This window comes from Paenarthrobacter sp. NyZ202 (assembly GCF_049860755.1).
GTDB lineage: Bacteria > Actinomycetota > Actinomycetes > Actinomycetales > Micrococcaceae > Arthrobacter.
This window is the reverse complement of sequence record NZ_CP187556.1, coordinates 712293-724485: the sequence shown is the minus strand read 5'-3', so window position 1 is coordinate 724485 and position 12193 is coordinate 712293. Positions and strand designations below refer to the sequence as shown.

The window sequence follows — 12193 nt, the reverse complement described above, 5'->3', positions numbered from 1 at the left end:
GATGCGTTCTTGAGGGCATTTTCCGTTTCAACCCCAGGGGGACCCACATGACCGAAACCATCCGCACGGCAAGAGCGGACGACGCCGGAAAGCTGGCGGAGCTGGCCGCCGTCACGTTCCCCTTGGCCTGCCCTCCCGGCGCCTCGCCGGACGACATCCAGGCCCATCTCGAAAAGAACCTCAGCGAGGCCAGCTTTGCCGGTTACCTCACCGACGCGAATATCACCATCCTGGTGCTCGACGACGGCGGGCAGCTCAACGGCTACACCATGCTGATCGCCAAACCGGCAGGCGACCCGGACGTCGCCGCGGTCCTTTCGGCCCTGCCATCAACCGAACTCAGCAAGTGCTACGTGCACCCCGACCACCATGGCCAGGGTGCAGCGTCACGCCTGATGAGGGCCTCCCTGGCCGACGCGGCGGACAAGGGTGCGGCCGGCGTCTGGCTTGGCGTGAACAGCGAGAACGCGAAGGCCATCAGGTTCTACGAGAAGTCTGGCTTCCAGCGGGTGGGCACCAAGTCCTTCAAGCTCGGCGATTCCGTGGAGCACGACTTTGTGATGGAGTACGCACTCTGACTAGCCGAACATGTCTCCCGTCAACGGCGGCCGCGGGTCGCTCCGCAACTGGAGCCCCTCGGGCAGGTTGGTCACCGTCCCCGAGGAACCCGACGCCTGCACCGTGATCCGCGACTTGCCCAGCAGCACGTTCTCCGCTTGGAACTTCCCCAGTGAATCCGGCAGGATCGGCGCGAGATGCAGGACGTTCCGGGTGAAATCGGGATCGAACCTCAGCAGGATCCTGGCGAGCTGGATCGGCGCCGCAGCCGCCCACGCCTGCGGGGAACACGCCGTCGGATACGGTACCGGCGCCGAAAAGTCGTCACGGTCAAAGCCGCAGAACAGCTCCGGGAGTTGGCCGCCGAAGTGCTCGGCGGCGTCGAACAATCCGCGCGCTACCCGGCTGGCTTCCTTGACGAAGCCGTACCGCATGAGTCCCGTGGCGGCGAGCGCCGTATCGTGCGGCCAGACGGAACCGTTGTGGTAACTGACGGGGTTATAGGCTCCCATGTCCGAACCAAGCGTCCGGATCCCCCACCCTGTGAACATCTCGGGCGACATCAGCCGTTCGGCCACCAGTCCTGCCTTGTCCTCGTCAACGATGCCTACCCACAGGCAGTGCCCCATGTTGGATGTACAGGAATCCACGGGCCGTTTGTCCTTGTCCAGCGCCAGGGCGAAGTAACCCTTGTCCGGAAGCCAGAAGCTTTTGTTGAAAGCCTCCTTGAGCGCCTCGGCCCGATCAGCGCAACGGCGTTCGACGGCGGAATCACCTGCCGCGCGTGCCAGCAGGGAGCGTGCTACGTAAGCCGCGTAGGAGTAGGCCTGGACTTCGCACAGGGCGATCGGTGTCCCGGCCATGGTGCCGTCAGCGAAGTTGATGCCGTCCCACGAGTCCTTCCACCCCTGGTTGACCAGTCCGTGGGTGTTGGGCCGCTGGTATTCCACAAATCCGTCTCCGTCGCGGTCACCGAACTCTTCGATCCAGGCCAGGGCGCGATCGGCGTGGGGAAGCAGGGATTCAATGATGTCCGAGCCCAGGCCCCATCGGCTGAGCTCGCCCAGCAGGGAGACGAAAAGCGGTGTCGCGTCGGCGGTTCCGTAATACGCGGTGCCGCCGAGGGATAGCCCGGCTGTGACTCCCAGGCGGACTTCGTGCGGCATCCGGCCGGGTTCCTCTTCAGAGTCAACGTCCACGGTGGTGCCCTGCAGTGCCGCGAGCGTCTGCAGCGTTCCGGCCGCGAGCCCGGGGTCCACCATGAGGGACATGTAGGAGGCCAGGATGGAATCCCGCCCGAACAGGGCCATGAACCACGGCGCACCGGCAGCCACGGCTGCCCGCCCGGGGTGGTTCGGGTCGAAGATCCGAAGGGAACCGAGGTCGCTTTGGCTCCGTTCCAGGGTCTGGTCCACGTTGCGGTCCGTAACCTCGATCCTGGGCACGTGTTCGGTCCAGGCGATGTGCCTCCGGGCACCGGTGGTGTGGTGCAGGGGCGTGGTTTCAGTGAATGGCTCGTCCGGTCGTTTGCCGTTGACCAGGGGAACAGCCACAACACTGGTACTCCACTGGCTGCGGGGTGGGATGGTGATGTGGAAGGTGAGCCCTTTTTCCGTGGCCCTGGCACCCGATGCCCGGAACGCCACCCCGCGCCGTTCGCCGTTGGGGTGGATGGCCTCGAGATGGAGCTCGCGTTTATGTGCTGTCCTGGTCACTGCACCCGCACGGCCGGACCGTCCGCCCTTGACGTCGAAGAGGTCTGCCAGGTCCGCATCCACCAGCAGTTCGATCTCGCAGGGTGCAGGCTGGCCGGAGTAGTTCCTGATGGTCAGGTCGTCCCGGAGTCCGGCGCCCACATGCCTCTGGTGCCTGACCACCAAGGGACTATCGAAGCGCCCGTCCGAGGAGCACGCCCGGCCCACGTACTCGGCCTGGAAAGCCGTGGGATTCCTGGCGACCAATGGTTCCCTCAGTGCACCGTTAACGCGCAGGACCCACATGGAGACGATCCGGGTGTCCTGGTAATAAGCCCCTTGGGAGCCGCCACCGTGGACGTCACCCGAGTGGGAGGAGATACAAAAGGAAGAGCCTTCGACGACGGTTACGGCACCCAGTTCCGAGGCACCGGCTTCGGTGTCGGCGTTCCAAGCTGTCATGGCCGTCAGGCCTCCTCCATGGGATCCCGGGATGGTCCGGCCGTCTGCGCTAGAGGGCCTGGCTTCGATTCTCTTGCACCGGCGCGCTCCCCGATACCCCTTTACCTTTGAATTGTTGGATCACACGGGCGTAGAGGTCCAGGTGTTCGGCAGCCATCCGCCCGGCACTGAAGTAGTCGTCCACAGAGCGCCTGCAGTCTGCGCGGCTCAGGCGTGCTGCCGCATCCACGAAGCCGGCCAACCCGTCCACTCCGGCAAGGTAGCCGGTCTGCCCATGCCGGATGATCTCCGGCGCTGCTCCCATGGGTGTGGCCAGGACCGGAGTACCCGTGGCCAGGGATTCGATCATGACCAGGCCGAAGGGCTCGTGCCATTGGATGGGATTGATGAGCGCCAGAGCACCGCCCATGAGTTCATACTTTTCCGGGTCGGACAGTTCACCCAGGAACTCCTCATCGGGACCCAGCGCCGGCTTCACAACCTCGCGGTAGAAGAGCTGTTCATCCTTGGCGTGCATTTTCGCGGCGATCCGCAGGGGAACCCCGGCTTTCCGGGCAATGGACACTGCCTCCATGAGCCCTTTGTCCGGGCACATGCGCCCGACGAAACAGGCGTAGCCCCCGTCTCCTGGACCGACTGACACCGTGGAGAGGTCCAGTCCGTGATGGATGACGGCTGACACATTAAGGTCCGGGACCAGGCCGCGTTGGTCGTGGGAGATGGCGACGATGGCCGTGTCCCCCTCCATCGCCCGGTACAGGCCGGTCGACTGATGATTCAGGGGACCGTGGATGGTGGTGACCACCGGGATTCCCGGCGGCCGGTGGGCGTAGAGCGGGCCGGCCAAAGTGTGGTCGTGGATGATGTCCACCCCGTCCATCGCACCGTAGGCCTTGATCACATGGGCCAGTTCGCTCAAGGAAAACCCCAGCTCGTCCGGCTCGCTGGGCCCGAGGTCCGGTACCTGCGGCACGGGACAGGTGCTGTCCGATGTCGCCGCCAGCAATACGTCGTGGCCGGCGTCGGCGAGCGCCCGGGCCAAGGCATCCACTACTCTTTCGGTTCCGCCGTAGCGTTCGGGCGGCACGGTAAACCATGGTCCAACTATGAGTCCGATGCGCATTCCGGGGTCCTTCGCGCACACCCCCAAACCACGGGCTGACTTCATAACCCGCTTCAAGGCTATTAGCCCCGTGAGGAAAATAACAGGTCAGCGCCGGAATGCTCCCGCAGCCTTCACGGTTGGCAAAACCATGAAGATTGAGATTTGGTCGGACGTTGCCTGCCCGTGGTGCTACATCGGCAAGCGCCGTTTTGAGACTGCCTTGGCACAGTTTGCACACCGCGATTCGGTGCAGGTCCAGTGGAAGAGCTACCAGCTGGACCCCTCCGTGCCCGGGCACTACGACGGTACGGAACTGGATTACCTGAGCAAGCGCAAGGGCATGGCTCCGGAGCAGGTCAAGCAGATGTTCGCCCACGTCACGGAGACCGCGAAGGGCGAGGGCCTGGATTACCGCTTCGACCAGGTGGTGGTGGCCAACAGTTTCACCGCGCACCGGCTGATCCACCTCGCGGCCACCCACGGCAAGCAGGATGCCGCCAAGGAACGCCTGCTGAGCGACCACTTTGAGCACGGCAAGGACATCGGCAACCAGGAATACCTGAAAGACCTTGGAGCTGCCCTCGAACTGCCCGCCGCCGAAGTCGCTGAACTCTTCACTTCAGAGAAGTACACGGAGGAAGTGAACCAGGACATCAACGAGGCCCGTGCCATCGGCGTGACCGGAGTCCCGTTCTTCGTCATCGACCGCAAGTACGGGATCTCGGGCGCGCAGCCCGCCAAGCTCTTCAGCCAGGCACTCAACCAAGCCTGGCAGGAAGCCAATCCGCTCATTCCCGTCGGCGCCTCCGACGCCGAGGCCTGCGGCCCCGACGGCTGCGCCGTTTAACCCGGCCACCCGCCGTCGTCCGTTAGCCCGACTGGGTCGCATTTGTGCGCGTTTTGAGCGCTCAAAACGCGCTTAACTGCGGCCCAGTTGGGTGCCGGGCTAGGCTTTGGCGACCTCAAGCTCGACGACGGCCCAGGACAGGGCGGGCAGCGTCAGCCGAAGCTCCGAGCCACTTGCCTTGACGTTCTCCAAAGGCTTCAAACCCACCCGGTCCGGCTGGGACTGGCTGTTGATCGTGAACCGGTCGCCGCCGTCGGGAATCTCCAAGACCTCCGCCCGCACTACCTGCCGTGCGTCGAAGCCACGCAGGGCGGTCTCAATGTCAGCCGCCTCCTCCAGGCCGCGGTTGGCGAAGAACAGCGCAACGCGTCCGGTCTCCTCGTTCCAGGTTGCGCTGACATCCACCAGGTCCGTGTCCCCAAAGCGGGCATTGGAGTACTTGTCCGAGTCCACGGCCAGCTGAAGGATCTGCCCCTTGGCGAGCTCTGCCATGCGCGCGAACGGGTGGAAGATGGTCTGCTTCCACGCCGGCCCGTTCTCTTCGGACAGGATCGGCGCGATCACGTTGACCAGCTGCGCCTGGTTGGCGATCTTGACCCGGTCGCCGTGCCGGAGCAGCGAGTTGAGCACCGTGCCCACCACTACGGCGTCCGTGACGTTGTACTTGTCCTCGATGACGCGCGGATGTTCACGCCACGGTCCCTTGACGATGTTGCGCAACTGGTCCTCGGTGTCCCGGCCGCGCTGGTACCAAACGTTCCACTCGTCGAAGGACAGGTTGATGTGCTTCTTGTGCTTGCCCTTGGCCCGGACTGCGTCGGCGGTGGCAATGACCGACTCAATGAAGAAATCGGTGTCGACGGCGGATGCCAGGAAGCTGCCGACGTCGCCTTCCTCTTCGAAGTAGTAGGCATGGAGGGAAACGTAGTCCACCTCGTCATAAGTGTGCGTGAGGACAGTCTGCTCCCACTCGCCGAACGTGGGCATCGCGGATTTTGAGCTGCCGCACGCTACGAGTTCAATGGACGGATCCACGTAACGCATGGCCTTGGCGGCCTCCTGTGCCAGGCGGCCGTACTCATCGGCCGTCTTGTGTCCGATCTGCCACGGCCCGTCCATCTCGTTGCCGAGGCACCAGAGTTTGATGTCGAACGGGTCCTTGTGGCCGTTCTTGGCGCGCAGATCCGACCAGTACGTGCCTCCCGGGTGGTTGGAGTACTCGACGATCGCGCGGGCTTCTTCCACTCCCTTGGTGCCCAGGTTGATGGCTTCCATGATTTCGGTGCCGGCCTGCCTGGACCAGTCCACGAATTCATGAAGGCCAAAGGCGTTGGTCTCTACCGTGTGCCAGGCACCGTCCAAGCGGCGGGGCCTGTTTTCGCGCGGGCCGATTCCGTCTTCCCAGTTGTAGCCCGAGACGAAGTTGCCGCCCGGATAACGGATCACGGTGGCGCCGAGTTCCTTGACGAGTTTCAGGACATCCTGCCGGAATCCATGCTCGTCTGCTTCAGGGTGCCCGGGTTCGTAAATTCCGGTGTAGACGCAGCGGCCCATGTGCTCCACGAAGGAGCCGAACAGGCGGCGGGGTACTTCTCCGACCGTGAAGTCGCGGTCGAGGGTGATGCGTGCGCGGGACATGGATCTCCTTAAGTTTTGTGATGGCTGGAAAGCTGGCCGGTCAGGTGCCGGCAAGTCCGGTGGTGGAAATGCCCTTGATAATCTGGCGCTGGAAGAACAGGAAGACGATGATCAGCGGCAGTGCGGCCAACAAAGCTGATGCCATGTTCTGCGCGTACTGCACGCCGTAGGCGCTCTTGATGGTCTGCAGGCCCACGGGGAGCGTCAGCAGGGAGTCGTCATTGGTGGAGATGAACGGCCAGAGGAAGTTGTTCCACGCGCCGATGAACGTGAAGATGGCGACCGCAGCCAGGATGGGCCGGGACAGCGGCAGGATGATCTGCAGGAAGATGCGGAGCCGGCTGGCCCCGTCCATCACGGCGGCTTCTTCAAGTTCACGCGGGATCTGGTCAAAGAACTTCTTGAGCACGAACACCATGGCCGGGTGGATCACCTGCGGAAGGATGATGGCCCATGGCGTATCGATCATTTTAAACGCGAGCATTTGGTAAAAGAGCGGAATCATGAGCACCGGTGGCGGCACGATGATGCTGGCGATGATGGCCGCCATCAGGATCTTCTTGCCCTTGAACTCGATCCTGGACAGCGCGTAGGCGATGAGGGCGGAGATCACCAGCGTGATGAGCGTGATGGCTGCGGAGGTGTAGAGCGAGTTCCACGTCCACAATGGGATGTTGCCGGCCTGGAACACGCTGGCGAATGCGTCGACCGTAAAGCCCGACGGCGGGATCCAGCTGACCTTCGACGCCGAGGCATCCGCTTCGGTCTTGAAAGCGGTAACTGCCGCCCAGGCGAAGGGGATCAGCCAAAGGACGGCGAGGACGGCTGCGACGGCGATCGCGATGATCTTTCCGACGGTCGGTTTCCGGCGTGGTTGCCGGATGACCTGGCGGTCTGTGGCTGGCGCAACGGTACGGGAGAGGGTGGTGGTTGCCATGGCTATGCACTCCTGCGGCGGGTGACGAAGAACTGCATGACGGACACCATCACGATCAGTCCGAAGAAGATGTAGGAGATGGCTGCGGAATATCCCAGCCGGTACCCGGTGAACCCGGTTTCGAAGATGTACTGGACCACGGGCCTGGTGGAGCCACCCGGACCGCCCGCTGTCATCTGGTAGATCTGGTCGAAGATCTTGAGGGATGCAAGGATCTGCAGCAGCACGATCATCACGGTGGTGGGCGTCAGTTGGGGCAGGGTGATGGAGAAGAACTGCCGCCAGGCGCCGGCTCCGTCCAGCGATGCCGCTTCATAGTGCTGGACCGGGATGTTCTGCATTGCGGCCAGGTAAAGAAGGAAGTTGAATCCCACGGTCCACCACAGCGTTGCGATCACAATCGACCACATGGCCACATTCGGATCGTTGAGCCACCCGACTTTCGGGATGCCGAACTTGGACAGGAAATCGTTGATCAGGCCAAGCTGCGGGTTGTACATCCACACGAAGAACATGGACACCACGGTGGAGGCCAGGAGGTACGGTGCAAAGTAGCTCAGCCGCCACAACCACTGGGCCGGGAGGCCGATGTTCAGCAGCGCCGCCATGGCCAACGCAACCAACACCAGCGGAACCGTGCTGATCACCGTGAAGTACAGGGTGTTGCCCAGGGAACGCCACATTCCAGCGTCGGCGAAGGCCTCGGAGTAGTTGGCGAACCCGATGAGGGCGTCATTGGCCCCTGTGAGGGACTTGCCGGTCAGGCTCATGTAGAAGCCGTACAGGATGGGCCATATAAGGAATACCAGGAAGAATGCGATGAACGGGGCCGAGAACGCCCAGCCGCTCACGTTGTCCCTGCTTCTGCGCAGGGAGGGGCCGGCCTTGCTGCCGGGTGCCGGTGTTGTCCGTAGTTGGCGGGTCTGCCGGGACACTGTAGAGGAACTCATGAAGGACTCCTTTGTCGCTCGGTGTGCTGATGCCGGTCAGACCGGGTTGGGCCGGAACAGGAGGTCGTTGGTGCGGTCCACGAAGCCGTCCCACCCGTCCTGCGCCTTGCTGCGTCCCAGAAGCACGTTCTGGATGAACTCGGCAAAGTAGTTCTGCCAGTCCGAGCCTGACCCGCTGAACCCGGCCTCGGGATCGTAAGAGATGATGTCCGCCGCGTTGGCGTAGTGGACCTGCGGGGTGAGCTCTTTGTACGCCTGCGATTGCACCACGGGCTGGTACGCGGGAATGTGGCCTGCCTCTGCCCACGACAACGAACCCTTGAGGATGTCGCTGACGAACTTGTAAGCGTCCTTGCGCTTGTCCTGGTCAGCCACGAGTTGCCGCGGAAGGACGAACGAATGCGAATCGGCGTAGGCAGCCGGCGTCCCGTAGAGGGTGGGAATGGTGAGCGCATCAACGGGCAGCTTTGCCTTCTTCATGGTGGGCAGTTCCCAGCCGCCGCTGAACAGCATTCCGGAGTCGCCCCGGACGAACTCGGCGATACCGGTGTTGATGTCGTTGCCTTTGGCCGCGATGGTGTCGTCAAAGAGCGAGGCCATGAACTCCAGCGATTCCACGGCGGCGTCCCGGTCGGCCTGCATGGGCTGGCCGGGTGTCAGCACAATGTCAGCTCCGTGCTGCTTATAGAGCGTGTAGAACAGACGCCACATCTGGGAGCCGAGGTTCAGGTAACCAAAAGAGAGGCCGTGGGCTTTGGTGACCTTTTGCATCTCCAGGGCCATGGCTTTGAACCCTTCCGGCGACGTCACCTCCTGCAACAGGCCATTGCTTTCCAGAAGCCCTGCTTTGGCGGCGATGTCCGTGTTGTAGAACATGATGAACGGGTGGGAGTCCAGGGCGAGCGAGAACACCTTCCCGTCCTGCCGGCTCTTTTCCCAGATGCGCGGCGCGAAGTTCTCCGGCGTGATGCCGTTCTCCGCCAACAGGTCCAGGTCCCAGGGCTCAATGAGGCCACCCGGGGCGTAGCCGGGCACCCGGCTGGCATGCATGATGGCGACTTCCGGCGGCCGTCCGCCAGCCGACGCCATGGCGAGCTTGGTGTAGTACGGCGGGCCCCAGGCCAGCACCGTTGGGTGCACTTTGAAGCCGGCGTTGAGGCTGTTGGCGTTGGCAATCATGGCCTGCATCTTGGTGCCGTCCCCTCCGGAGAGGAGATGCCAGAAGTTGATGGTCTCCTTGGGGGCGGCTCCGGCAGTCCCGCCGCACCCCGAGAGGCCCGTGGCCAAGAGCCCACCGCCAAGCAGCGCTGAGCCGGCCAATAACTGTCGCCGGGACAAACTTCTCCCGGCCAAAGATTCAAACTGCTTCACCCATCACTCCTTTGGAAGGGTCCGCTGAAAGGACACACACTGCTGCACTAAAGTCCGGATCCGTAGCGTCTCCTCGTGTGGGAAATGGTGGCCCCGGGGTGACGCAGGTCTCACATTACATCGTTGTAAAAATAAGAACAAGAGAAAATTGTTAGCGCACACAATTCTGCGGCAAAGTCCCTTTCACCGACCGCTGCTGGCCCGTTCCACGATCGAGTAGTCCACCTCCACCACCCGCTGCTCCCGGTGCCTGTCTCCCATGCGTTCCATCAACAGGCGCAACGCCTCCGAAGCAATGGCCCGCTTGTCGAAGGAGACCGTGGTCAGCGGCGGGACCGCAAACCGCCCGTCGGCAATATCGTCAAAGCCTGCCACGGCAATGTCATCCGGCACCCGGATCCCCCGCTTCCACAACGCATTGAGTGCACCCAGCGCCAATGAGTCCGTAAAGCAGAAAAGGGCCTCCGGCAGGGGATGGGATTCCAGGTATTCATCCAGGGCCTGCGCCGCCGACTCCGAGGTCCACCGTTCACAACGGATCAACAGCTCATCGTCGGGCGTGATGCCCAACGATTCCAAGGCGGCCTCATACCCCGCGGCCCGGTGGATCGCGGTGGACGAGTGTCGGCCCTGGTTGATGCCCAGCACGGCGATCCGGCGGCGCCCAGGCTTGGCTAGTGCAAGGGTCAGGTCGCGCGCAGCACCAAAACTGTCCACGTACACCCGGTCCGCCAAGTGCTGGGTGACCTCCCCGAGCAGGACAACGGGAGGCAGGGACACCCCCACTTTTACCGCACTCTCCTGCAGTACCACCGGATTGAGGATCAACCCGTCGATCAGGTTGGAGCGCGCCCTGGTCATCAGTTCCTGCTCGCGCTGGGGATCCAGGCCCGTTTCCTCGATCTGGATGCTCCAGCCCAACTCATGGGCCACGTCCACAACATGGTGGGCTATCTCAGCGGAGAAAGGGGTTGCGAGGTCCGGCAACGCCAGGCCGATCACTCCCGAACGGCCGTTGCGGAGGCCGCGCGCGGACAGGTTGGGGACGTAGTCGAGTTCGGCCATGGCCTGCTCCACCCGCAGCCGCGTGGGAGCGCTGACCGGCACGACCCCGTTCATGACGTTCGATACGGTTTTGGGCGATACCCCTGCTCGCCGCGCCACATCCTTGACCGTTGCGCGCAACAGTCCCCCTTGTTGAGTTATTGTCCGGTCCCCTGATGGTACGCGAGTTTGTGAGCGCAAACCTGCCACTCTTAGTGACAGATCACTGTAAAGTGTCTATATGCCAAGGATCACGGCCCCTACCAATGCTGCCCAACGAGCCGCGACGCAGCGCCGGATCCTGACTGCTTTCGGCGAGCTCCTCTTCACCCACGGACTTCCGGGGCTCACCATGACAGACGTCGCCCGCCATGCGGGAGTTGGCCGGACCGCCGTCTATAACTACTACGCGGACATGGAACAACTGTTGATCGCGTACGCCTTGGACGAGACCGAACGCTTCATCGGCGACCTCCGCGACTCGCTCGCCGCCCTGGAGAACCCCGTGGACCGGCTTGCGCTCTACGTGCGCGCCCAAGTGGAGGACCTGAGCCGCCGGCACCTGCCACCCGGGCCGGCCATGGCCGCCGTCCTCTCCCCGGGCTCCTTCGCCAAACTGGCGGACCACGTGGGTGAGCTGAACGTCCTGCTTGAGGACATCCTCAACGACGGCGTACGGCAGGGCTACCTACCGGACATCGACGTCGCCCAGCTTGCGCGGCTTATCCACGGCACCCTGTCCGCCAGCGCCGCACGACGCAACCGAACGCCCGACGGCGACACTCCCCCGCCGTCGCCGGCCTCCGACGTCGACATCCAGACAGCGCAAACGGTGCGGTTCATCCAGTTGGGTGCCGGCGCCCAGTTCGACGAGGCCAACCGGCCCGTCCGCTTGTACGGGCAAGCTCCGGTGGGCACTGCGCTACTGGTTGGCCGGGAGGGTGGGAACGATCGGCCACTTTGAGTTATCGGCGATCCGCAGGTTCTCCCGCGGGCACGCCAGCATGCCCGGGCTCTTGTCCACCTTGTCAGCATCAACCAGGCCCTGGTAGCCGGACGTCAGGATGACATCCACGGACTCGTCCTCGCGGTTGTCCTGGAAGTAGTCGGTCCCGGCCAGGTTGCGCTGGACGTTGAAAGCTGCGGCCTGCCCCTTGACGCCGGACACCACCACGCCCACGCCCGTATAGGCGGTGTCGCTGTTGTCCACCCCGGCCACCTTGTAGCCGCGGGCCGTGAACTGTTCGGCCACGGTCCCGGCCAACCCGCCCCGCGATGTGGCATTGAAGACGTTGAGCGTCACGGACTCGTTGGGCAGGTAGTCGAAGGTAGTGGTGGGGCAAAGGCTGGTGGGCGCCTTGCTGGAGGCCGCCGTGGGAACCTTGATGACCCCGCTCATGACCGCCCAGGCCCCTACTGCGCCGGCGGCGATCACGCCAACCAGCAGGACAAGCACCACCGCATGCAGCACCCGGCGGGCGAAGTGCCCGCGGGGCGGCTGGGTACCCTCGGTGAAGGTGGCCCGGAGCTCCGGACCAGTCACCACGTGGTGGCCATGCAGCTGCGTCACATCCTTGGGACGCCGCC

General features: G+C 63.6%; 11 protein-coding genes. 3 read left to right on the top strand and 8 right to left on the bottom strand.

The features are described 5' to 3' along the window. Positions 1–47 precede the first annotated feature (47 nt). Positions 48–578 carry a GNAT family N-acetyltransferase gene (locus ACPFL9_RS03540; protein WP_426005883.1) on the top strand — a complete coding sequence of 177 codons (531 nt, stop codon included), beginning with the start codon at positions 48–50 and terminating at the stop codon, positions 576–578. Here ACPFL9_RS03540 and ACPFL9_RS03535 read toward each other — a convergent pair whose 3' ends face one another. Together ACPFL9_RS03535 and ACPFL9_RS03530 are read right to left on the bottom strand one after the other, a co-directional pair. Next, positions 579–2714 carry a glycogen debranching N-terminal domain-containing protein gene (locus ACPFL9_RS03535; protein ID WP_426005882.1) on the bottom strand — a complete coding sequence of 712 codons (2136 nt, stop codon included), beginning with the start codon at positions 2712–2714 and terminating at the stop codon, positions 579–581. Positions 2715–2763: 49 nt separating this feature from the next. Then, positions 2764–3837, bottom strand: a complete 1074-nt coding sequence (locus ACPFL9_RS03530) for a glycosyltransferase family 4 protein (protein WP_426005880.1) — start codon at positions 3835–3837, stop codon at positions 2764–2766. 130 nt (positions 3838–3967) lie between these two features. Between ACPFL9_RS03530 and ACPFL9_RS03525 the strand changes: the two genes are divergently transcribed. Next, positions 3968–4666, top strand: coding sequence for a DsbA family oxidoreductase (locus ACPFL9_RS03525; RefSeq protein ID WP_426005879.1), 699 nt, complete (start codon positions 3968–3970; stop codon positions 4664–4666). Positions 4667–4765: 99 nt separating this feature from the next. Here ACPFL9_RS03525 and ACPFL9_RS03520 read toward each other — a convergent pair whose 3' ends face one another. The 5 genes from ACPFL9_RS03520 to ACPFL9_RS03500 form a co-directional block, all read right to left on the bottom strand. Further along, entirely contained in the window at positions 4766–6304 is a 1539-nt protein-coding gene (locus ACPFL9_RS03520; protein WP_426005878.1) for an alpha-N-arabinofuranosidase, read from the bottom strand. Between the two features lie 40 nt (positions 6305–6344). Next, positions 6345–7241 (bottom strand): carbohydrate ABC transporter permease, encoded by an 897-nt coding sequence (locus ACPFL9_RS03515; RefSeq protein ID WP_426005876.1) that lies wholly within the window; start codon positions 7239–7241, stop codon positions 6345–6347. 2 nt (positions 7242–7243) lie between these two features. After that, the gene (locus ACPFL9_RS03510) at positions 7244–8191 is read right to left on the bottom strand and encodes a carbohydrate ABC transporter permease (RefSeq protein WP_426005875.1); all 948 of its coding nucleotides are present in this window, start codon (positions 8189–8191) and stop codon (positions 7244–7246) included. Positions 8192–8227: 36 nt separating this feature from the next. Further along, entirely contained in the window at positions 8228–9562 is a 1335-nt protein-coding gene (locus ACPFL9_RS03505) for an extracellular solute-binding protein (protein ID WP_426005873.1), read from the bottom strand. A gap of 183 nt (positions 9563–9745) precedes the next feature. Beyond that, positions 9746–10681, bottom strand: coding sequence for a LacI family DNA-binding transcriptional regulator (locus tag ACPFL9_RS03500; RefSeq protein ID WP_426005871.1), 936 nt, complete (start codon positions 10679–10681; stop codon positions 9746–9748). Positions 10682–10847: 166 nt separating this feature from the next. On the opposite strand from ACPFL9_RS03500, the gene ACPFL9_RS03495 reads away from it, so the two are divergent. After that, positions 10848–11570 (top strand): TetR/AcrR family transcriptional regulator, encoded by a 723-nt coding sequence (locus tag ACPFL9_RS03495; RefSeq protein WP_426005870.1) that lies wholly within the window; start codon positions 10848–10850, stop codon positions 11568–11570. Here the strand turns inward: ACPFL9_RS03495 and ACPFL9_RS03490 are convergent. Then, the gene (locus ACPFL9_RS03490) at positions 11529–12176 is read right to left on the bottom strand and encodes a LytR C-terminal domain-containing protein (RefSeq protein WP_426005868.1); all 648 of its coding nucleotides are present in this window, start codon (positions 12174–12176) and stop codon (positions 11529–11531) included. The two genes, ACPFL9_RS03495 and ACPFL9_RS03490, sit on opposite strands and share 42 nt — an antisense overlap. Between the last annotated feature and the right edge of the window lie 17 nt (positions 12177–12193).

Excerpts from the sequence above, each read along its gene's own strand:
- ACPFL9_RS03525 (WP_426005879.1), top strand. The coding sequence starts at position 3,968 with ATGAAGATTGAGATTTGGTCGGACGTTGCCTGCCCGTGGTGCTACATC.
- ACPFL9_RS03530 (WP_426005880.1), bottom strand. The coding sequence starts at position 3,837 with ATGCGCATCGGACTCATAGTTGGACCATGGTTTACCGTGCCGCCCGAA.
- ACPFL9_RS03495 (WP_426005870.1), top strand. The coding sequence starts at position 10,848 with ATGCCAAGGATCACGGCCCCTACCAATGCTGCCCAACGAGCCGCGACG.
- ACPFL9_RS03510 (WP_426005875.1), bottom strand. The coding sequence starts at position 8,191 with ATGAGTTCCTCTACAGTGTCCCGGCAGACCCGCCAACTACGGACAACA.
- ACPFL9_RS03540 (WP_426005883.1), top strand. The coding sequence starts at position 48 with ATGACCGAAACCATCCGCACGGCAAGAGCGGACGACGCCGGAAAGCTG.
- ACPFL9_RS03500 (WP_426005871.1), bottom strand. The coding sequence starts at position 10,681 with ATGAACGGGGTCGTGCCGGTCAGCGCTCCCACGCGGCTGCGGGTGGAG.
- ACPFL9_RS03535 (WP_426005882.1), bottom strand. The coding sequence starts at position 2,714 with ATGACAGCTTGGAACGCCGACACCGAAGCCGGTGCCTCGGAACTGGGT.
- ACPFL9_RS03515 (WP_426005876.1), bottom strand. The coding sequence starts at position 7,241 with ATGGCAACCACCACCCTCTCCCGTACCGTTGCGCCAGCCACAGACCGC.
- ACPFL9_RS03520 (WP_426005878.1), bottom strand. The coding sequence starts at position 6,304 with ATGTCCCGCGCACGCATCACCCTCGACCGCGACTTCACGGTCGGAGAA.